This is a genomic window from Sanguibacter gelidistatuariae (assembly GCF_900096585.1).
Lineage (GTDB): Bacteria > Actinomycetota > Actinomycetes > Actinomycetales > Cellulomonadaceae > Sanguibacter > Sanguibacter gelidistatuariae.
The window spans coordinates 118,491-138,461 of the sequence record NZ_FMYH01000001.1 but is presented as its reverse complement, the minus strand read 5'-3'; the positions used below and the strand labels follow the sequence as shown (position 1 = coordinate 138,461).

Sequence of the window (19,971 nt, the reverse complement as noted above, 5' to 3'; positions counted from 1 at the left end):
TCGTCGCGCCTTGACGCCCACCACACCGGGACGGGCGCCCCGCCTCCTCCCTTCGTAGGGACGTCACCACAGGGGAGCGGGGAGTGGGCTGGGGTGGGCTCGCCTTCGGCATCGCGTACGGGGACGGGCTCGCCTTCGGCCTCGCCGTCGGGCTTGCCTCCGGCATCGCCCTCACCCTTGCCTCCGGCATCGCCCTCACCCTCGCCCTCGGCTTCGCGGTCGTTGGGTTGGGGGCGGATTGTCGCTTGGGGGGTGGCTGTTGCCGTTCCGGTCGCGTTCCTGGGGATCTTCTTTGTGTGGCCGGTGTCGGCGCTGGTGGGGCGCGGGTTCTGGGTGGAGGGGGCGCTTGATCTTGGGGGGTTTGCTGAGGTTTTTTCGCAGCCTCGGACTTGGCGGATTGTTGGGTTGACGTTGGCGCAGGGGGTGCTGGGGACGGTGCTGTCTGTGGGGTTGGGGGTGCCGGGGGCCTATGTGCTGTATCGGTGCTCTTTTCGGGGGCAGGGGGTTGTCCGGGCGTTGGTGACGGTGCCGTTCGTGCTGCCGACTGTTGTGGTGGGGGTGGCGTTCCGGGCTTTGCTGAGCGAGTCGGGGCCACTGGGGTGGCTCGGGTGGGACGGGACGTTCGCGGCGATCATCGCCGCGCTCGTCTTCTTCAACTACTCGGTCGTGGTGCGTACGGTCGGGGGGCTGTGGGAGCACCTGGACCCGCGGGCCGAGCAGGCCGCACGGGCGCTCGGGGCCTCACCGGCCTGCGCGTTCCGGACCGTGACGCTGCCGGCGCTGGCTCCGGCGATCGCCTCGGCCGCGGCCGTCGTGTTCCTCTTCTGCGCGACGGCCTTCGGGGTCGTGCTGGTCCTCGGCGGGCAGCGGTACGGGACCATCGAGACCGAGATCTGGATGCAGACCGTCCAGTTCCTCGACCTGCGCACGGCCGCGGTCCTCTCCGTCGCCCAGCTGGTCATCGTCTCCCTCGCGCTGTGGGTCGCCTCGCGGGCGCGTTCGCGGCGCGAGCACGCGCTCAACTTGTCTGCGGCGACGCGGTCGACGCACCCGCTGCGACTGCGCGGGACTAGGCGCCCGACGGCGGCCGTGGGCTCCTGCTCGCGCTCCCGCGGTGCGGGTGTGCTTGGTGACGGTGCGCTTGGCGACGGTGCGCGCGGAGCCGGTGCGCGGCGTCGCGCATGGTTCGGCGCCGACGCCCTCCCGGCATTCGTGACGGCCGTCGTCGTGCTGGTGCTGCTCGCGTGGCCGCTGGCCAACTTGGTGGCGAAGTCGCTGCGCACGGCGTCGGGCTGGGGGCTGGGGAACTACGCGGCGCTGGGGACGACCGGCGGCAGGAATGCGCTCACAGTGACGGTGTGGGAGGCGGCGGCGACGTCGCTGCGGACGGCTGCGGGGGCGACCGTGATCGCGCTCGTCGTCGGCGGCCTTGTCGCGCTCGTGGTGAGCCGGCGACCGCGCGCGCCGCGGGCCCGGCGGGCGATCTCGGTCATGGACTCCGTCTTCATGCTGCCGCTGGGCGTCTCCGCGGTGACCGTCGGCTTCGGCTTCCTCATCACCCTCGACAAGCCGCTCGGGCTGAATGTCGACCTCCGCACATCCGGGCTGCTCGTGCCGATCGCGCAGGCGGTCGTCGCAACGCCGCTCGTGGTCCGCACCGTGCTCCCGGTGCTGCGCGCGATCGACCCGCGCCAGCGCGAGGCCGCCGCGACCCTCGGTGCGCCGCCCGGACGGGTGCTCGCCACGGTCGACTGGCCGATCGCTGCGCGCTCGCTCGGCCTGGCCATCGGCTTCGCTTTCGCCGTCTCCCTCGGGGAGTTCGGCGCGACGTCCTTCCTCGCCCGACCCGAGACCGCAACCCTGCCGATCGTCATCTTCCGGCTGATCGGCAAGCCCGGCGCGGAGAACTACGGCATGGCGCTCGCGGCGTCGGTCGTCCTCGCCCTCATCACAGCGACCGTCATGCTCCTCGCCGAGCGACTGCGCGGAGAACGAACAGGAGAGTTCTGATGGCAGCCATCGATCACGAGATCGCCGCGATATCCGGCGCGGTGTCCGCCCTGCCCGACGCCGGTGCCCGGCCCGCGCAGGACGCGCCGGCTGCGCAGGGGCGCGGGCAGGGTGACGAGCGAGCGACCGGTCGGACGGCGAGCGAGTCGCAGGCGGGCTCGCGCGCGACTGCCGGGCTTCGGATCGAGGACGTGGTCGTCACGTATCCGGCGGCGCGGACCGGCCGCGGGTCGGCCGGGACCGTGACGGCGGTCAACCACGTCGACCTCACGGTCGCCCCCGGGGAGGTTATGGCGCTGCTCGGGCCGTCCGGCTGCGGCAAGTCGAGCCTGCTGCGCGCCGTCGCCGGGCTCGAGCCGGTCGCCGGGGGGCGGGTGCTCTGGGACGGCGCCGACGTCGGGTCCGTGCCGGTGCACCTGCGCGGTTTCGGCCTGATGTTCCAGGACGGCCAGCTCTTCGCCCACCGCAACGTGGCCGGCAACGTCGAGTACGGGCTGCGCATGCACGGGATGCCCAAGGCCTCCCGGCGCGCGCGCGTCGCGGAGCTGCTGGACGTCGTCGGGCTCCCGGGGAGCGAGAGTCGTTCGGTCGCGACCATGTCCGGTGGGGAGCGGCAGCGGGTCGCGCTCGCGCGGGCGCTGGCCCCCCAGCCGCAGCTGCTGCTCCTCGACGAGCCGCTCTCCGCGCTCGACCGGGCGCTGCGCGAACGCCTCGCGGGGGACCTGCGCGCCGCGCTCGTGGCCACCGGGACGACGGCGCTGTTCGTCACGCACGACCATGACGAAGCCTTCACGGTTGCCGACCGGGTGGCCGTCATGTCGGGCGGGCGACTGCTCCAGGTCGACGAGCCGTCGCGGCTGTGGGCGGCTCCGGCGAGTCGCGAGGTCGCGGAGTTCCTCGGGTACCAGGCGTTCATCCCGGCTGACGGCGGGTGGCTCGCGATCGGGCCGCAGGGGCTGATCGCGTCGGCTGGTGCTGGTGCTGGTGCTGGTGCTGGTGGGAACGCGACGTCGGCCAGCGGCACGGCGTCGGCCGGATGGACAGCGACGGGTGCAGGGCCAGGTGCCGCTGCCTTCTCGGGCGTCGTGGTGAGTGCGGCGTTCCGCCGCGGCTACACCGAGGTGGTCGTCGACGCCGACTTGGGCGACGGCATCCAGCGCTGCGCCGCGGTAGCCCACGGTGCAGCGCTGTGGTCCCCGGGAACCCAGGTCACCCTCACCGTCGCCGCAACCGCCCCAGTCTTCGTCCCTGCCACTCCCGACCACCCCCGGCCACTGAGTCCCGCCCCCACTCGCTGAGTGCGGCCGAACGGCTGCCTGCCCGGCGATTTGTCCAGCCAATCTCCCGCACTCAGGGGGAGGTGCGGGGGCTGACCGGGGGCTGGCATCATCGAGGGATGATCACCGAGCACGCGCTGTTACCTGTCATCCCTGGTCGCGAGGAGGCGTTCGAGGCTGCCTTCGCGCAGGCACGGGAGATCATCGCCGCCATGCCGGGATTCGGTGGGCTGTCGTTGTCCCGGTCGATCGAGTCGCCGAGCACGTACCTGCTGCTGGTGGAGTGGGAGCGGCTCGAGGACCACACCGAGGGCTTCCGGGGATCGGCGCAGTACGGCCGGTGGCGTGAATTGCTGCACCGGTTCTACGAGCCGTTCCCCGTCGTCGAGCACTATGCGCGGGTGCTCTGAGCCTTCCCCGAGCGCCATGCGGCCCACGCGCCCGTCGACCACAGCGCCCACACGACGAGCAGCGGCTGGAAGACCAGGCGGACGGCGCGGGCCCGGTCGGAGTCGAGGCCAAAGGCGTCGGTGTGCGTGAGGAGCTGGGAGATGTTGCCGGGGAAGACCGCCACGAAGAAGGCCGCGACGAGCCAGCCGACCTGCACCCGCTGGCCCGGGAGCACGATCAGCGCCCCGCCGAGGGAGATCTCCATGACCCCCGAGACGAGCACGACGGTGTCCGGGTCGAGAGGAACCCAGCCGGGCACCTGGGCGAGGAACTCGGAGCGGGCGAAGGTCAGGTGGCTCACCCCGGCAAACACCAGGAACGCGCCGAGCGCCCACCGCCCCACCGTCCGGGGCGCGGACGGTGGGGCGACGACGGGGGCAGCCGAGCCGGTTTCAAAGGACATGACCCCATCGTCTCCCACCCCCAACCTCCCGCCACCCGACCACGCCCCAGCGGAGGGGCGGGAGCGGGGTGGGGTCAGGTGTTGATCGAGGACATGTCTCCGTAGCGGGCGCCCGTGACCGCGCCGCGGGGGACCGCCTGTTCGAGCGCGGCCAGGTCGGCTGGGGTGAGGGTCACGGCGGCGGCGCCGGCGTTCTCCTCGAGGTAGCGCACGCGCTTGGTCCCTGGGATCGGCACGACGTCGTCGCCCTGGGCGAGCACCCAGGCGAGCGCGAGCTGGCCTGGCGTGACGGACTTCGCCGCGGCGAGCTCGCCGACCTTCGCGACGAGCGCCAGGTTGGCCTCGAGCGCGGCCCCGTGGAACCGCGGGAAGTAGGCCGTCAGGCGGGAGTCACCCGCCTCGAGGGACGTGGCGGTCAGGGCACCGGTGAGGATCCCACGGCCGAGGGGTGAGTAGGGGACCAGGCCGATGCCGAGCTCGCGCAGCACGGGCAGGATTGCGTCCTCGATGTCCCGGGTGAACAGCGAGTACTCCGTCTGCAGCGCGGTGATCGGGTGGGTGGCATGTGCCCGGCGGATGGTCTCCGGAGAGGCCTCCGACAGTCCGAGGTGGCGGACCTTGCCCGCCGCGACGAGCTCGGCCATCGCCCCGACCGTGTCCTCGATGGGCACGTTCGGGTCGACGCGGTGCTGGTAGTACAGGTCGATGTGGTCGACGCCGAGCCGGGCCAGCGAGGCGTCGCAGGCAGCGCGCACATACTCGGGGCGGCCGTTGATGCCGACGCGGGTGCCGTCGGGGAGGCGTTCGTTGCCGAACTTCGTCGCGAGCTGGACCTCGTCGCGGCGGCCCGCGATCGCGGAGCCGACGAGGCGCTCGTTGGTGAACGGTCCGTACATGTCGGCCGTGTCGAGGAAGGTGACACCAAGGTCGAGGGCGCGGTGGATCGTGGCGACCGCGGTGGCCTCGTCGCCGGTCCCGTAGAACTCGGACATGCCCATGCAGCCCAGGCCGAGGGTAGAGACAGTCAGCGGGGAGGTGGAGCCGAGGGTCCGGGTTCCGATGGGCGTGGTGCGTGTTGCGTCGTCGTAGGTCATGAGCCTCAGCCAACTCCTTCGAGTGCACTCGAAGTCAAGGGATTCTCAATTCGGTCGACATAGATCCCGATCTTGCGTTCGATCGCCCCTAGGTGCTCGGTCACCTCGGCCAGCTGGGTGAGCACGTTCTGCCGGTGCGCCCGCAAGATGTCCAGGCGGGCCTGCTCGTTGCCGTCCCCCTCGCGGACGAGCGCGGCATACCGGCTGACCTCGCGGATCGGCATGCCGGTTGACCGCAGCCGGGTGAGCAGCACGATCCAGCGGATGTCATCGTCGGTGTAGCGGCGGTGGCCCGTGGCCGAGCGGTCGACGCCGCGCAGCAGCAGGCCGTCGCGCTCGTAGTAGCGCAGGGTGTGCACGGTCAACCCGGTCCGCTCGGCGGCCTCGGCGATGGATAGGTCCATGCGTCCATTCAACACCTCGAGCGGGATCGAGGAATAGGGTTATCCAAAGTGGAACTCGCCGATCACCGTCGTGCCGTCGGGTTCGTAGACCGGGATGCTCACCAGCTTCCGTCGTCGTCCATGAGGCGGCCTGCGAGTTGCGCATCTCAGTGAACGGGCGTTCACTGGACGGTGAACGCGCATTCACCACCCCCGGGGAGAGTCTTGTCTACGTCCACCATCCCGACCGCACCCACCGGACCGCGAAGCGGAATCCCCACACCCCGCCGATCGAGCACCCTCATCACCACGGTCCTCTGCCTGGCCGGCGTGACGGTCTCCCTGCAGCAGACCCTCATGGTCCCGCTGCTCCCGGACTTCCCCGGGATCCTCGGCATCAGCACAGACGACGCGTCCTGGCTCGTCACCATCACCTTGCTCACCGGGGCGGTCGCCACCCCGATCGTCTCGCGCCTCGCGGACATGTTCGGCAAGCGCAAGATGATGCTCGTGACCTTGTCGATGATGATTCTCGGCTCGCTCATCGCGGTGCTCGGCGCCACCTTCCCGACCGTCCTCGTCGGCCGCGCGTTCCAGGGCTTTGGCTCCGCGCTCATCCCCGTGGGTATCGCGATCCTGCGCGACGAGCTGCCCCGCGCAAAGGTCGCCTCCGCGACCGCGTTCATGAGCGCGACCCTGGGGATCGGCGCCGCACTCGGCCTGCCGTTGTCCGGCCTGATGTTCGAGCACTTCGGCTGGAGCTCGATCTTCTGGGTGTCCGCGGTCGCCGGTGTGCTGCTCTTCGTCGCGATCGTCGCCGTGATCCCGGAGTCGGCCGTGCGAACCAAGGGCCGGTTCGACGTGACCGGAGCCATCCTGCTCTCGATCGGCCTCACCGGGTTCCTGCTCGGCGTCTCCAAGGGCGGTCACTGGGGCTGGACGACCGAGCCGACCATCCTCGCCTTCGTCGTGAGCGCGGTCGCGCTCACGATCTGGTTCCCCTTCGAGCTGCGGGTCAACCAGCCGATGGTGGACCTGCGCACCGCGGCCCGCCGCCCGGTGCTGCTGACAAACATCGCCGCGCTGCTGCTCGGCTTCGCGATGTACGCGAACAGCCTCTCGACCACCCAGCAGCTGCAGCTGCCGGAGATCTCCGGCTTCGGATTTGGGCTCAGCGCCCTGACCGCGGGCCTGTGCATGGTCCCCGCGGGGCTCGCGATGGTCGTGTTCTCACCGATCTCGGCCGTCGTCACCCGGCGCTTCGGGCCGAAGTCGACACTCATCCTGGGTGGCCTGGTCCTCGTCGGGGCGTACGTCTTCCGAGCCTTCGCCACCGGGTCGATCGGAATGATCATCACCGGCTCGGTCCTGGTCAACATCGGCACCGCCTTCGCCTACTCCGCGATGCCGATCATCATCATGCGCTCGGTCCCGATCACCGAGACCGCCTCCGCCAACGGCCTCAACACCCTCGTCCGCTCGATCGGCACCTCGACGATGAGCGCCCTGGTGGCGGCCTTCCTCACCGGCTTCACGATGGAGGTCGCGGGCGTGAGCATGCCGACCGAGGGCGCGTTCAAGGCGATCTTCGCCTCGGCGGCGCTCGCGGGCGTGATCGCCGTGGTGGTCACCCTGTTCATCCCGCGAGCGGCTCCCGCGCTGCCCGCCGGCCCTGTCCCCGTCGGCGCGCTGGGCACCCTGCCCGACGCCGCGCCCCCCGGCCGCGTAGCGCGGCCGGGCCAGGTGCCCACCCTGGCCGCGCCCTCAGTGACCGTGCCCTCGGGCAAGGTGACCACCGAGGCCGCCATCGAGGAGATCGTCGCGCGCATGAACGTGCTGCGCGCCGACCTGCGCCCGATCCGTCAGGCGGTCGTGGTGGTCATGGAGCTGTCCGGGGAGCCGGTCGACTGGAGCCGGACCGACAACGGCGGTGAGCTCTCCGTCGTCCTGCCCGGCGCCGGCCGCTACCTCGTGGTCGCCAGCGCGGACGGGTGGGCTCCGCAGTCGCAGGTCGTCGACCTCTCGGATACTGCCCCGCTGCGCATCACCCTGGGCGAGCGGCTCACCCTGTCCGGACGCGCGATGCTCGACGGCGCCGGCTTCGAGGGCTGCCTCGTCGTCCTGACCAGCACGGGCGGGGAGCACCTGGCCTCGACCAGGAGCGGACCGGACGGGAGCTACGAGCTGACACTGCCCGCCGGGGGACGGTACCTCCTGACGATGCTGGACCCGGCCGCCCGACGCACCCGCACACGTCAGATCGTCGTCCTGGCGCAGTCGGTCGTCGTCGACCTCGAGCTTGCCGATCCAGAGCCGGTGACCTCATGACCGCCCCGACCACCCGCGAGACGATCGTCGCCGTCGCCCAGGAGTTGTTCGCCGAGCGCGGGTACACGGCCACGACGATCAAGGACGTCGCCGACCGCGCGGGCTTCTCCCCGGCCATGGTGATGAAGGTGATGGGCAGCAAGGCCGAGCTCTACGCGGCCGCCGCGCCGTCGGACCTGCCCGCGGACGAGTCGGCGGGCTCTGGCGGCGCGATCGGTCTCACCCTCGTGCGCACCATCGTCGAGCGGCGTGATGCAGGCGAGGCCGAACGGTGGGCGATGCTGCCCTTCCTCATCCATGAGGCGCCGGTCCCAGAGAGCATTGCGGCCGAACTCAGGGAGAGGTATCTCAGGGCGATCTCCGAGCGGATCTCGGACACCTCGCCCGACCGGATCACGTCCCAGCTGGTCATCGCGCTCCTGCTCGGGTTGGCCGGGACGATCCGCACCCTGGGCCTCCTCACCCCGGGTGACCTTCCGAGCGAGGATCTGATCAGGGGCTACGGCGCTCTGGTCCAATCAGTCGTCGACGGCGACGCTTGATCGGCTGGCGGGAGCGCCGCTCCTCCAGGACGTTCCACGCCGCGCAAGTTCTTCAGAAGTTGCGATTGCGATTCCGGTCGCGGACCGGATCCTCCGCCGGATGTTTGGTCTCTCCAGCGAGCACCTGGATAACCACCGCTGCCCCGATCAGCGAAGCGCCGACAGGCATCAAGGTCCACTGCACGAGTGTGAGTGCGACGGTAAGGAAGCCCAGGCCTAGCTCTGCATTGGGACCTGTTCGATTGTTGATCGCCATGTAGATGTCAGGCAGATACACCAGGAGGAGAGCCCCGACAACGAACAGTCCAATCGACCACCGAATGCACTTCTTTGCGGCTGGATTCACTGTGACTCCGTACGGGGCACCGCGAATCCCGCCTTCTCAATTGCGGCATAGTCACCCTTTGCCTGCGCCTCCAACAGCTGTTCAAGCTGGGCGATGCTGATGCCGCCAGGCAGGCTCCCGTCGTCGTTACGAACGACGATGAGGGTATCCGGGTCGATGTCCCCTGTCGGATAGAAATCCCCATGAGTGGTCGCTGCGGCATCTGAACCATGTGGACCGACGATCACGTATCCGGGTCCCTTGACCAGGTCCGCACCGTCAACCCCGCTGCTGTCGGCCTGGGCAATCGCGCTGCTCGCGACCAACATCGCCGCCGCCGCGATGAGCGCTCCGCTTGTCTTTCCAAAAGCTCTCATGCTTCCTCCTGTTGTCTGCCATGACGCACAAGTGAAGGCGTGGATGCCAAAGTATGCCCCCATGGGGCAAACGTAGCACCCGGGGTCTGTGCGAGATAGCGATCTCGCAGCCAGATTTGTCGCCGCAATTATCTCGGCTCGGCTCCGATGGCGTCGCCAGACTGGACGCTCACCGTCAGGACTGGCCGAGATCGAAGCCGGCAGAGTTCACGGCAGGATCGTCGTCGACTTCTCACTCTGACTCGTGCCGACACGTCCACTACGCTTCACTCACCGAGCAGCTTCAATCGGTACAGAAGCGGCATGAAACCTGGGGTCCTTGGATCGGGCCCGTGTACCTATGGGAGGTTGGTGGGTTGATGGGATACCGAGCCGATGTCGTCGCGGACTCGATCGCTCCAGACGGGGACCGGTTGACCACGATGGTGGTCACCTTCCCGCGGATCGTCCTGGCGGAGGTCAACACCCACCGGGCATTGAGCCGCAACTCGGCCTCCTCGCGGGCGATCCCGGTCACCAAGCAGATCCGCGCCGTTCTCGAGACCCCTTTCGTCCCCGACGAATTCCCCGCGTACTCCACCGGCATGCAGCCTCGACGGTTCCTCGACGAGGGCGACCACGGCGCAGCCCGGCGTGATTGGCTTGCTGCCCGGGACAGCGCCGTCGGGCATGCGTGCAAGCTGCTCACCGGCGACGCGGTGCCCCACCCCGGGGACGAGGACTTCTATGACGTGCTGGCGGCTGCGGTCGCCGACCCGGCGGCACCGAGCGTCGCCAAGGAGATCGCCAACCGACTGCTCGAGCCGTTCATGTGGCACACGGCGATCATCTCGGCCACGGACTGGTCGAACTTCTTCGGGCTGCGGTGCCACCCCGACGCCCAGCGTCAGATCCGGTTGACCGCGGAGGCCATGCGCGAGGCGCTGGCTGCCTCGACGCCGAGCGCGTCGTCCTGGGGAACCTGGCACCTGCCCTTTGTCACGGACGAGGAGCGCACCGGTGCGCTCCCGGCAACCGACCTGGCTCGTGTCTCAGCCGCGCGGTGCGCGCGCGTCTCCTATGAGACGCACTGGAAGGAGTCGTCGGTCTCCCAGGACCTCGAGCGCTATGGCCGGCTGGCCGGTGCGGGCCACCTCAGTCCGATGGAGCATGCGGCCGTCAGCGAACCGGGACGGTTCGCCAACTACTCCGGGTGGCGCCAGCTGCGGCTGGACATCCCGTTCGAGTCCGACTTCGCCGCCCGGACCTAGCACTCACTGGACGTCGTCGTAGGAACCGCCGCACGGCAGCCGTTGACCGGACGCGGTGGTTACCTCCAGTCCTGAAGTCGGGTGACCAGGGCGCGGCGGGCTCGGTGCACGCGGACCTTCGCCGCACTCTCGCTGATGCCGAGGATGCCACCTACCTGCGCATAGGTGTGACCGCTGAAGGTGTGGAGGACCAAGGCCGCACGCTGGTCGAACGGCAGGGCCATCACCGCTCGGATGGCGGCATCGTGGTGGTGCTGGGTGACGACCGCCGTGTCGGTCGCCGGACCGCGAGTATCGGGTTCTTCGTCTCTCAGGGGCTGGGTCGGATGCTCGGCTCGGCTGAGGTTGTGGCATCGGTTGATGACGATGCGAACGAGCCAGGTCCCGAACAGCGAGTCGCTGCGGAAGGCAGGAAGGCCCCGCCACGCGGCCAGCAGAGCATCCTGGACGACGTCCTGGGCGTCTTGCGGACTGCCCGTCATGCGCAGCGCGACGCGGTAGGCGACATCCTGATGGAGGCGGACGAGCGTCTCGAACGCGTCTTCGTCACCGACGCGGGCCTGAGCGACCAGCGCACGTTGCCAGCCCGAGTCCTCAGACGGTCCTGAGCCGATGGCGTTCATGACGGACCCGTTCGAAAAGCATGTGGGGTGTAACCCTTCGCATTCAGCGGTGTCTAACTAGGCGTTGGTCACCATCATCGACCGACGCCGGAGAACCGGCGCGGTGGGTGGCCCGCAGACCACCGTTCAAGGAGACGATCCACCGTGAGCACACCCACTACTTCCTCCAGCCCCGTTCCCGGCACCACCTCGAGCCTGGCGAAGACCTCGAACCAGGAACCGCTCCAGACCGCGCAGGGCCGCACCTCGATCGCCAATGGTGTGGTGCAGAAGATCGCCGGCCTCGCCGCCCGCGAGGTGTCCGGGGTGTACGCGCTCGGCGGGGGCGCAGCACGGGCGATCGGCTCGCTCCGCGAGCGGATCCCCGGCGCCCAGCAGTCCGCCAGCCAGGGCGTGTCCGTCGAGGTCGGCGAGACACAGGCGGCGGTCGACCTCGACCTGGTCACCGAGTACGGGGTCTCCATCTCCGACGTCGCACGGGCCGTGCGCCGCAACGTCATCTCGGCTGTCGAAGGAATGACCGGGCTGGAGGTCACCGAGGTCAACATCTCGGTCAACGACATCCACCTTCCCAGCGACGATGACAGCGAGCAGGAGGCGCGAGTCCAGTGACCTCGTCATCGGCGCCCGACCCTACGGCCGACGTCGTCACGATCGAGCCTGCCGACCTCATCGCAGCGGCAGTCCTCAGGTGCCCTGCGGTCGTGGCGCTGCACTCTGGCGGGCATCGGCCGGTGGCCACCTATCTGCCTGGGCGTCGGGTAGCGGGAGTGCACGTCGACGACCGCGGGATACAGATTGCTCTGGTGGGCGTGATCGGGGTCCCAGTGACGGAGCTGGCCGCTCAGGTCCGCAGTGCCGTCGCCCCGTACGCCCTCGGTCGCCCTGTCGACGTGCATGTCGCGGACGTCCAACCAACCACCGCGGTCGGTTCTGCATACGTCCACCACGGGCTCGAGCGATGAGCCCCACCCTCGCACCGTCCCACGAGCTCTTCTGGAGGTTGCCATGTCACCGACCATCGTCGGTTTGTTCACCGGACTGCTGCTCGGTCTGGCCTGGGTCATCGGAGGATTCGACGCGTTCGTCGGTACCGCGCTGCTGGGTGCCATCGGCTTCTTCGTCGGGAAGGTCTCCGCAGGTCAGATCGACCTGACCCAGTACCTGGGCGGCGGCGGCCGCCGTTCCTCGAAATGAGCCCCGTGAGCGGAGCGCGGCCGAGCGGCCTCATCGCGCCTGAGACGGACGGCGAACCCGAGACGCGCGGGCAGCTGCACATCTCCGACCGTGTCGTCGAGCGGGTGGCGGGGTACGCGGTCACCTGGGTGCCCGATGCGATCGCCGCTCCTCGCAAGGTTCTCGGCCTCACCATGGGTCAGCGCGACACCGACGACGAGGCGAAGGTCCGGGTCCAGGTGCATGGAAGCGTCGCAACCGTGCATGCGAAGATCGGGGTGCGGTGGCCGGCCTCGGTGCGTTCGGTCGCCGAGCAGGTCCGCAGCCGCATCCGTGCTGACCTCGCCGAGATCACCCAGGTGACGGTCGACCACGTCGACATCGACGTGGTCGACCTCCCTCCTGACACCGCTCACGCGGCCCGGGTGCGGTGATCGAGATGACACTGGTACGCCGCGTCCTCTCGGTCCTGCTCGCACTGGTCCTGTTGCTGGGCGGCCTCCTCGGCGCGATCGAGATCGTGCTGGCACTGCTGGGGAGGGATCCCTGGCTGCTGCCCCGCGAGCGGACGACGTGGTTCCGGGAGCAGACGTGGGAGACCGCCACGATCCGCGCGATCCTGATCGTTGCGGTGCTGGTCGGCCTCGGGCTGCTCGTGCTTGCCCTCAAGCGCGGCCGACCCGCCGCCTTCACCCTGGCTTCCCGCGCCGACGGACCAGTGGCAGTCACGGTCACCGCCTCGAGGCGTGGCATCGAGCACGCTCTGGCCCAGGTCGCCCGCGAGGCCGACGGTGTCACCTCGGCACAGGCGACGGTGTCCCGACGCAGAGCCACCGTCCATGCGACCAGCCGCACCCGGGCTCCGGACGACCTGCGAGCCGGGATCGAGACCGCGGTCGCCGACCGACTGACCGATCTCGGGCTGGTCGACACGCTGGCGACCAAGGTCCGCGTCACCTCCAGGGAGAAACGATGAGCTCTCGTGTGAATGCCGCCAACCGCGCCGACCTGACGGTGGTGGGCCTGATCCTGGTTGCCGGTGGCGCCGTCGGGCTCGTGGCGAGCTTTGGCGGCTTCGGCTCCGACACCGCGGCCGACGAGATCTTTCCCGAATCGCTGCGGGACCTGGCCGCGGACTCGTGGTGGTTCTGGCCCGCGCTGGCGGTGGTGTCGCTCCTGGTGGCACTGGTGGGACTGAAGTGGCTGCTGCTCCAGATGCGCACTGACCACCTGGGGGAGCTGGACCTCACTGACGACCAGCGGGACGGGATCACGACCCTCGACGCCTCGGCGATCACGCGTGCGCTGTCCGGAGAGGTCGAGGGCCTCCCCGGGGTGGTGAGCGCCTCCGGTCGCCTACGTGATCGCGGTGGACCTCGGTTCGATCTGGTCGTGGACCTGACCCGGCGGGCAGACGTCGCCGAGATCCGCAGCCAGCTGGAGACCCAGGTCGTCCCGCACCTGCGCCAGGCCCTGGACGATCCAGGTCTGCCCGTGGTCATCCAGCTCCGCCCGGGCCAGAACACCAGCCGAGACCTCAGCTGACGTGCCGACCTGGTCGCCACGCCGCGGAGTCCGGCTGGCAGGGGCGCGACAGCCGGTCGTCGATGGCGACGCGTGAGTTCCTGCGCCGGAGCGGACGATCGTGGCGTAGTGTCCGCGGCAGCGCTGACGGATCGGCCGCGGCGCGGAGGAGGACCCAGACTCATGCGTGCCGCGATCATCGGCGTGGGCGACATCGCCCGCAAGGCCTACCTGCCTGTGCTGTGCGCGGACCCGCGCCTGACCCCCGTGCTGGTCACCCGCTCCGCCTCGGTGCGCGACGACGTCGCCCGCGCCTATCGGATCGAGCAGGCTTTCGCGTCGGTCACCGAGGCGATCCGCGCCGGCCTCGACGTGGCCTTTGTGCACGCGGCGACCGTCGCGCACGCCGAGATCCTCGCCGAGCTCATCGCCGCCGGGGTGCACGTCTACGTCGACAAGCCGATCGACGACTCCGCCGCGGGGGCCGCCCGCCTCGCTGAGGCGGCCCGGTCCGCGGGCGTGAGCCTAGCCGTCGGGTTCAACCGCCGCTTCGCGCCCGAGTACGCGGCCCTCGCCGCGTGGGCGGACCGCGACACGATCGTCCTCGGCAAGCACCGCTACGCCGCGCCCTCCCCGCGGGTCTCTGAGGTCGCGGCCGGCCGCACGGACGACGACCGGTCTCTCGTCTTCGACGACTTCATCCACGTGCTCGACTCTCTGCGCTTCCTCGGGGCGGAGGGGGCCGACGGCGTGGACGTCAGTGCCCGCCGCGAAGATGGCCAGCTGCGCCGCATCGAGGTGGTGCTGCGCGACGGCCAGCGCAGGGCGACCGGCCTGATGGACCGTGACAGCGGCGCCACGGTCGAGGAGCTCGACGTGTTCGCCCCGGGCCGCCGTGCGCGCGTGCGTGACCTGGCCGAGGTTACGGAGTACGCGGGCGGGTCGGTGACCGTGCGCCGCCGCCAGGAATGGGTGTCGGTCGGCGAGCAGCGCGGATTCGCCGGCGCGGTGGGCGCGTTCGTCGACGCCGTGGCCGCGGGCCGGGTGCTCGACGCCGCAGACGCCGTCCGCACGCACGAGCTGTGCGAAGAGGTCGTTGGGCAGCTGAGCCGGATCTGATGATCCGCGTGCGCGCCGTCGTGACCGGCACAGTCCAGGGCGTCGGTTTCCGCTATGCCACCTACCGCGAGGCCCAGCGCCTGGGCCTGGCCGGGCTCGTCCGCAACCAGGCCGATGGCGGCGTCGAGGTGGAGGCCGAGGGTGACGCGGACGCCGTCGGGCAGCTCGTGACGTGGCTCAAGGCCGGACCTGCGCACGCGCGAGTGCGCCAGGTGCGGGTCAGTGGCCGCGAGCCGCGCGGCGACACAGGCTTCGAAGTCGAGGGCGACACCTGACCGATGCCCCTATCGCTGAGTGCGGGCAGATGGCTGCCCGACGGGCAGTTTGTCCAGCCAGACGGCCGCACTCAGCGGGAGACCAGCGGGGATCAGTCGAGGTAGTCGCGGAGGACCTGGGACCGGCTGGGGTGGCGCAGCTTGGACATCGTCTTGGCCTCGATCTGACGGATCCGCTCACGCGTGACGCCGAAGGTCACGCCGACCTGCTCGAGCGTCTTCGGCTGGCCGTCGACGAGGCCGAACCGCATGGAGATCACGCCGGACTCGCGTTCGGACAATGTGTCGAGGACATCGAAGAGCTGGCGTTGCAGGAGTGAGAAGCTCACCGCGGTGAGCGGCGAGACCGCTTCGGAGTCTTCGATGAGATCGCCGAAGCTGCTGCCTCCGTCCTCGCCCAGGGGAGTCTCCAGAGAGATCGGTTCGCGGCTGTACTTCTGGACCTCGACGACCTTCTCCGGCGTGAGGTCGAGCGCGAGACCAAGCTCTTCGGGTGTCGGCTCGCGTCCGAGCTCCTGGAGCATCTGACGCTGCATCCGGCCGAGCTTGTTGATGACCTCCACCATGTGCACGGGGATGCGGATCGTCCGGGACTGGTCCGCCATCCCCCGGGTGATGGCCTGGCGGATCCACCAGGTGGCGTAGGTGGAGAACTTGAAGCCCTTGGCGTAGTCGAACTTCTCGACCGCGCGGATGAGCCCCGTGTTTCCTTCTTGGATGAGGTCCAGGAACTGCAGGCCGCGACCGGTGTACTTCTTCGCGATCGACACGACCAGGCGCAGATTGGCCTCGATGAGGTGCCGCTTTGCGGCGAGCCCGTCAGCAGCGAGCAGGTCGAGCTCTCTCTTCGAGATCTTCTTGTGCTGCGCTGCGCCGGAGAGATAGTGCTGGGCGAGGAGCCCGGCCTCGATCCGTCGGGCGATGTCGACCTCTTGGGCGGCTGTGAGCAGTCCGACCCGTCCGATCACCCTCAGATAGTCCTTGACGGGATCGCTCGTCGCGCCGGCGGAGACGACTACGGGCGCGGGCGCATCGTCGTCGTCCTGGGAGAGGAGGAACGAGTCCTCGTCCGCCGGAGTCTCGGCCGTGAGCGGGGTCTCGGCGGTGAGTGCGGGAGTGCTGGTCATCGAAGCGTGCCCCTCTGGTGTGCTGACCGCTCTGGGTCAGCGTAGTCGTGCGCGCGCCTGCCACCAGGGCCAATGGGGCCTAAGCGTTCCAGTGGATGCTGAGTGGCGGAGTCGGACGCAGAACCCGCCATCGACGGTCGGGTTTCGCTGCTACAGCCATTGTATCCGGCGATGCGGGCAGCCCACCTGTGCGGCGTCGATTTCTGGGGGAAACGGGGGTTAGCCGTGGCATCAGGACGCCGCGACGGCTGGCTCTGGCTCGGCGGCGTCGCCCATCCTTCGGGCGATCACGGCGCAGACGAGCAGCTGGATCTGGTGGAAGATCATCAACGGCAGCACCATGAAGCCGATGCTCGCGGCCGGCAGCAGCACGGTCGCCATCGGGATTCCGCTCGCGAGGGACTTCTTGGACCCGCACATGAGCAGCACCACGCGGTCGGCGCGGGCGAAGCCGAAGCGCTTCCCCAGGAACGTCGTGATCCCCAGGACCGCCGTGAGCAGCACCACACAGACGCCCACGACCGCGATGATCGAGCCGACCGAGACCGTGGTCCAGATTCCGTCGACCACGCCCTGGCTGAACGCGGAGTACACGACGAGGATGACCGAACCGCGGTCGGTCAACGTCGTCAGACGCTTGTGGCGAAGGACCCACGGCGCCAACCAGCGGCGCAGCAGCTGCCCGGCGACGAAGGGTGCGAGCAGCTGCAGGCCGATCTTGCCGATCGAGTCCGCCGAGAAGCCGACCGTCCCCCCGAGCAGCACCGCGACCAGGACCGGGGTGAGCACCACGCCGGCGAGGTTGGAGAAGGACGCGGCCACGACCGCGCCCGCGACGTTGCCGCGGGCGATCGAGGTGAAGGCGATCGAGGACTGCACGGTCGAGGGCAGCAGGGACAGGAACAGCAGCCCGTGCGCGAGGTCGGTCGGGATGATCGACTCCGGCAGCAGCTGGGTGAGCAGGCCGAGCACGGGGAACACGATGAAGGTCACCGCGAGCACGGTCCCGTGCAGGCGCCAGTCGCGCAGCGCGTTGACCGCTTCCTTGGTCGGCAGGCGCACCCCGTAGAGGAAGAACAGCCAACCCACCGCGATGACGACGGCGTACTCGAGCACGTCCGCCGCCGCGCCGCGCGCGGGCAGCAGCGAGGCGACGACGACGGCGCCGAGCAGCGCCGCGATGAACGGGTCGACGCGGGCGAGCAGGTGCCGCATGCCGTTCATCGGTCCGTTCCGATCACAGAGGCGGGCAACGCGGCGAGCAGGTCTGGGGTCTGGGCGGTGAATCCGAAGCACTGGCGCACGGTGTAGATGGTCGCATCCATGCAGAACTGAGGTGATGTCGTGGCGACGGCGTCCTCGAGAAGGACGACGTCGTAGCCGATGTTGGCGGCGTCCATGAGCGTGGAGAGCACGCACTGGTCGGCGTTGACGCCGGCGAACAGCACGGTGTCTACGCGCAGGCCCCGCAAGATCGAGTCGAGCGGGGTGTCGATGAAACCGCTCATCCGGTACTTGTCCACGTGAACGTCCCCGGGCGCCGCCACGAGCTCGTCAACCGTCCCCGCGGACCAGGAGCCTGCCTCGAGCACGGGGGAGCCGGCCGCGTTGGTCGGCGAACCGATGCCGACGCCGGTCCCCGCCGGGTCGTAGACGTGCAGCACGCCGGGCGGCAGGTTCGCGCGGTCGGGGCGGTTGCCCCAATTGAGCCAGACGACGGGCACGTCCTGGCTGCGCAGCGCGGGCAGCAGGGCGGTCAGGACGGGGATGGGCGCGCGGGCCGCCGTGACGTCGACGCCGATCCCGGCGAGCCAGCCGTCGGAGTGGCAGAAGTCGTTCTGCATGTCGACGACGACGACCGCCGTGCGGGACAGGTCGAGGGTGAGGTGCTGTGGGGCGGCGTCGAAGGTGACCGGGCGCGCAGGGCGGGCCGGGCGGCGCAGGTCGGCGGTCTCGGGGGTCAAGGTCCACGAGTTACGAGCGTTGCGGGGCGCGTGGGCGGGATCTGCCGGGCGACGGGCCATCTGGTCAAGGGTGTTCACAGTGATCCTCCGGTGACAAGCTCAACGAGGGTGCGGTCCTGCCCGGGGCCACCGACCAGGCACAGCCCGACCGGTGCGGTGCCCACCCGGGGGGTCGGGACGGACAGGGCGGGCAGCCCGGCGAGGCTCGCCAGGCAGGTCAGGCGCAGGGTTGCTGCCCGGGTGAAGTCGATCTCGACCGCTCCGGCGTCGACGCGAGGAGCTGGGCTGGACGTGCTCGGCAGGGCGAGCACGGTCCCGGGCGGGACGAGGGCCCTCAGGGTCGCGCGGGCCTGCTCGAGGACCGCGCTCGCGGCCTCGTGCTCGGCCGCGGTGATCTGCGCGCCGGCGTGGAAGCGGGCCTCGACCGCGGGCTCGAAGGCACCCGGGTGGCTCGCGACGAATGCCCCGTGGACAGCCCATCCCTCGGCCTGCTGGACGGTGCGGAAAGCCGTGAACCACGCCTCGAGCGCGCCCGGCCCGATCTCGGTGACCGTCTCCACGGTGGCCTCGGACCGCAGCGCCAGGGCGAGCAGCGCCGCCTCGACGGCCTTCTGGACCGCCGGCTCGGCAAGGTCCATGAGCGCCGGGACGACGGCGATCCGGGTCACCGGGACCACGTCCTGGGCGGGGAGCAGGGCGTCGGCGGCGGCGGCGAGGTGCCCAGCGGTGCGGGTGAGCACGCCCACGGTGTCGAAGGACGGAGCCAGCGGGACCAGCCCACCGCGAGGGACGGCGTCGTGCGTGGTGCGCAGGCCGTAGAGGCCGCAGTAGGAGGCGGGGACCCGCACGGACCCGGCAGTGTCCGTGCCGAGCGCGACATCGGCGAGGCCGGCCGCGACCGCCGCGGCGGGGCCGCTCGTGGACCCGCCGGTGATCGTCCCGGGCGCGGCCGCGTTGGGCGGGGTGCCGTAGTGGATGTTCGTGCCGGCCAGGGAGAAGGCGAGCTCGTCGGTCTGGGCGATCCCGGCGATTCGTGCGCCGCCGGCCAGCAGGGCCGTGACTGCCCAGGCGGAGGTCGCCTCGACCGGCGCCGCGGCCAGCCATGCGGGGTTGCCGGCGCCGACCTGCTGGCCGGCGACCGCGAAGAGGTCCTTGACGGCGACGGTCAGGCCATTCAGCGGACCCACGGGGACCAGCGGCTCAGGAAACGGCGACTTGGGAAACGGCGTCGCGGCGTCGTCGACGGTGACCCGCCAGATCGACGTGAGGTCGGCGTCGTCGGGCAGGCGCGGGGCCGCGGGCGCGGGCGCGAGGGAGACGTGGGCGGTGTTGACCTGCCAGGCGCCGAGCAGGCCGCGCGACCAGAGCTGGGTCTGTGCCCCGGTCCCGCCATCGGCCCGGACCGACTCCGCGACGATGACCGCCGTCGCGGGGTCGACCTCCCGCACGTGCACCCGGGTCAGGCGCCGGGCCGCGACGGGCGGACGCCCGGCGCGGAACGCCGCGATCTGCTCGTGCCCGACGAGCGTGGTCCCGCCGTCGCTGCGGATCGTCGCGGGGGAGTCGGCGAAGAGGTCGTCGAGAGCGACGACGTCGTTGGTCATGAGCGCCTGCTCGTAGCGCCAGAATGCCCGCAGGAGCTGCGTGTGAGGGGCTGGCATCGGGTTCCTCCTGGGCGAGTCCGGGGTGCTGCTGGAGCTGTGGTGGCTTGTGGGCCGCTTCTT

At 70.3% G+C, this 19,971-nt stretch carries 23 protein-coding genes and 1 pseudogene; 14 read left to right on the top strand and 10 right to left on the bottom strand.

What is annotated here, in order from left to right:
* Positions 1-222 precede the first annotated feature (222 nt).
* From BLQ50_RS00700 to BLQ50_RS00690, 3 genes are all read left to right on the top strand, one after another.
* Entirely contained in the window at positions 223-2,010 is a 1,788-nt protein-coding gene (locus BLQ50_RS00700) for an ABC transporter permease (protein ID WP_093180453.1), read from the top strand.
* A complete protein-coding gene (locus BLQ50_RS00695) occupies positions 2,010-3,308 on the top strand; it encodes an ABC transporter ATP-binding protein (protein WP_093180451.1) in 1,299 nt (432 codons plus the stop codon). The genes BLQ50_RS00700 and BLQ50_RS00695 overlap by 1 nt, the downstream gene beginning before the upstream one ends.
* Positions 3,309-3,406: 98 nt before the next feature.
* Positions 3,407-3,697, top strand: coding sequence for an antibiotic biosynthesis monooxygenase family protein (locus tag BLQ50_RS00690; protein WP_093180449.1), 291 nt, complete (start codon positions 3,407-3,409; stop codon positions 3,695-3,697).
* On the opposite strand, the gene BLQ50_RS00685 is transcribed toward BLQ50_RS00690, so the two are convergent.
* From BLQ50_RS00685 to BLQ50_RS00675, 3 genes are all read right to left on the bottom strand, one after another.
* Positions 3,679-4,140 carry a DoxX family protein gene (locus BLQ50_RS00685; RefSeq protein ID WP_175558960.1) on the bottom strand — a complete coding sequence of 154 codons (462 nt, stop codon included), beginning with the start codon at positions 4,138-4,140 and terminating at the stop codon, positions 3,679-3,681. The two genes, BLQ50_RS00690 and BLQ50_RS00685, sit on opposite strands and share 19 nt — an antisense overlap.
* A 74-nt stretch (positions 4,141-4,214) precedes the next feature.
* Positions 4,215-5,201, bottom strand: coding sequence for an aldo/keto reductase (locus tag BLQ50_RS00680; RefSeq protein WP_217629093.1), 987 nt, complete (start codon positions 5,199-5,201; stop codon positions 4,215-4,217).
* Between the two features lie 38 nt (positions 5,202-5,239).
* On the bottom strand, positions 5,240-5,638 hold the full coding sequence (locus tag BLQ50_RS00675) for a MerR family transcriptional regulator (RefSeq protein ID WP_093180446.1): 399 nt from the start codon (positions 5,636-5,638) through the stop codon (positions 5,240-5,242).
* A gap of 204 nt (positions 5,639-5,842) precedes the next feature.
* Here BLQ50_RS00675 and BLQ50_RS00670 point away from each other — a divergent pair, with 204 nt between their 5' ends.
* Complete coding sequence (locus BLQ50_RS00670) at positions 5,843-7,945, top strand: MFS transporter (RefSeq protein ID WP_217629061.1); 2,103 nt, start codon at positions 5,843-5,845, stop codon at positions 7,943-7,945.
* Positions 7,942-8,487 carry a TetR/AcrR family transcriptional regulator gene (locus tag BLQ50_RS00665; RefSeq protein WP_093180444.1) on the top strand — a complete coding sequence of 182 codons (546 nt, stop codon included), beginning with the start codon at positions 7,942-7,944 and terminating at the stop codon, positions 8,485-8,487. The genes BLQ50_RS00670 and BLQ50_RS00665 overlap by 4 nt, the downstream gene beginning before the upstream one ends.
* A 52-nt stretch (positions 8,488-8,539) precedes the next feature.
* Here BLQ50_RS00665 and BLQ50_RS00660 read toward each other — a convergent pair whose 3' ends face one another.
* Entirely contained in the window at positions 8,540-8,833 is a 294-nt protein-coding gene (locus tag BLQ50_RS00660) for a hypothetical protein (RefSeq protein WP_139185647.1), read from the bottom strand.
* On the bottom strand, positions 8,830-9,189 hold the full coding sequence (locus BLQ50_RS00655; RefSeq protein WP_093180441.1) for a hypothetical protein: 360 nt from the start codon (positions 9,187-9,189) through the stop codon (positions 8,830-8,832). Before BLQ50_RS00655 ends, BLQ50_RS00660 begins: the two co-directional genes overlap by 4 nt.
* 359 nt (positions 9,190-9,548) lie before the next feature.
* On the opposite strand from BLQ50_RS00655, the gene BLQ50_RS00650 reads away from it, so the two are divergent.
* On the top strand, positions 9,549-10,439 hold the full coding sequence (locus BLQ50_RS00650; protein WP_093180439.1) for an FAD-dependent thymidylate synthase: 891 nt from the start codon (positions 9,549-9,551) through the stop codon (positions 10,437-10,439).
* 59 nt (positions 10,440-10,498) lie between these two features.
* Here the strand turns inward: BLQ50_RS00650 and BLQ50_RS00645 are convergent, their stop codons facing one another.
* A complete protein-coding gene (locus BLQ50_RS00645) occupies positions 10,499-11,062 on the bottom strand; it encodes an RNA polymerase sigma factor (protein ID WP_093180438.1) in 564 nt (187 codons plus the stop codon).
* Between the two features lie 144 nt (positions 11,063-11,206).
* On the opposite strand from BLQ50_RS00645, the gene BLQ50_RS00640 reads away from it, so the two are divergent.
* The 8 genes from BLQ50_RS00640 to yccX all read left to right on the top strand — a co-directional run bounded on the left by BLQ50_RS00640 (position 11,207) and on the right by yccX (position 15,156).
* On the top strand, positions 11,207-11,674 hold the full coding sequence (locus tag BLQ50_RS00640; RefSeq protein WP_093180436.1) for an Asp23/Gls24 family envelope stress response protein: 468 nt from the start codon (positions 11,207-11,209) through the stop codon (positions 11,672-11,674).
* Positions 11,671-12,027, top strand: a complete 357-nt coding sequence (locus BLQ50_RS00635; RefSeq protein ID WP_217629060.1) for a hypothetical protein — start codon at positions 11,671-11,673, stop codon at positions 12,025-12,027. Before BLQ50_RS00640 ends, BLQ50_RS00635 begins: the two co-directional genes overlap by 4 nt.
* A gap of 43 nt (positions 12,028-12,070) precedes the next feature.
* Positions 12,071-12,259 carry a hypothetical protein gene (locus BLQ50_RS00630; RefSeq protein ID WP_093180434.1) on the top strand — a complete coding sequence of 63 codons (189 nt, stop codon included), beginning with the start codon at positions 12,071-12,073 and terminating at the stop codon, positions 12,257-12,259.
* A 5-nt stretch (positions 12,260-12,264) separates the two neighbouring features.
* Positions 12,265-12,672: an Asp23/Gls24 family envelope stress response protein gene (locus BLQ50_RS00625; protein WP_217629059.1), complete on the top strand. Its 408-nt coding sequence runs from the start codon at positions 12,265-12,267 to the stop codon at positions 12,670-12,672.
* 5 nt (positions 12,673-12,677) lie between these two features.
* A complete protein-coding gene (locus BLQ50_RS00620) occupies positions 12,678-13,214 on the top strand; it encodes a DUF6286 domain-containing protein (protein ID WP_093181578.1) in 537 nt (178 codons plus the stop codon).
* Positions 13,211-13,783, top strand: a complete 573-nt coding sequence (locus BLQ50_RS00615; protein ID WP_093180430.1) for an Asp23/Gls24 family envelope stress response protein — start codon at positions 13,211-13,213, stop codon at positions 13,781-13,783. Before BLQ50_RS00620 ends, BLQ50_RS00615 begins: the two co-directional genes overlap by 4 nt.
* A 162-nt stretch (positions 13,784-13,945) precedes the next feature.
* Positions 13,946-14,881, top strand: a complete 936-nt coding sequence (locus BLQ50_RS00610; protein WP_093180428.1) for a Gfo/Idh/MocA family protein — start codon at positions 13,946-13,948, stop codon at positions 14,879-14,881.
* Positions 14,881-15,156 carry an acylphosphatase gene (yccX, locus tag BLQ50_RS00605; RefSeq protein WP_093180427.1) on the top strand — a complete coding sequence of 92 codons (276 nt, stop codon included), beginning with the start codon at positions 14,881-14,883 and terminating at the stop codon, positions 15,154-15,156. Before BLQ50_RS00610 ends, yccX begins: the two co-directional genes overlap by 1 nt.
* Before the next feature lie 92 nt (positions 15,157-15,248).
* On the opposite strand, the pseudogene BLQ50_RS00600 reads toward yccX, so the two are convergent.
* The 4 genes and pseudogenes from BLQ50_RS00600 to BLQ50_RS00585 all read right to left on the bottom strand — a co-directional run.
* Positions 15,249-16,262: pseudogene (locus BLQ50_RS00600) on the bottom strand (RNA polymerase sigma factor); the annotation flags it as partial.
* 252 nt (positions 16,263-16,514) lie between these two features.
* Positions 16,515-17,507: a bile acid:sodium symporter family protein gene (locus tag BLQ50_RS00595; protein WP_093180424.1), complete on the bottom strand. Its 993-nt coding sequence runs from the start codon at positions 17,505-17,507 to the stop codon at positions 16,515-16,517.
* Complete coding sequence (locus BLQ50_RS00590) at positions 17,504-18,325, bottom strand: cysteine hydrolase family protein (RefSeq protein ID WP_245700811.1); 822 nt, start codon at positions 18,323-18,325, stop codon at positions 17,504-17,506. Before BLQ50_RS00590 ends, BLQ50_RS00595 begins: the two co-directional genes overlap by 4 nt.
* The gene (locus BLQ50_RS00585; RefSeq protein ID WP_093180422.1) at positions 18,322-19,908 is read right to left on the bottom strand and encodes an AtzH-like domain-containing protein; all 1,587 of its coding nucleotides are present in this window, start codon (positions 19,906-19,908) and stop codon (positions 18,322-18,324) included. Before BLQ50_RS00585 ends, BLQ50_RS00590 begins: the two co-directional genes overlap by 4 nt.
* Between the last annotated feature and the right edge of the window lie 63 nt (positions 19,909-19,971).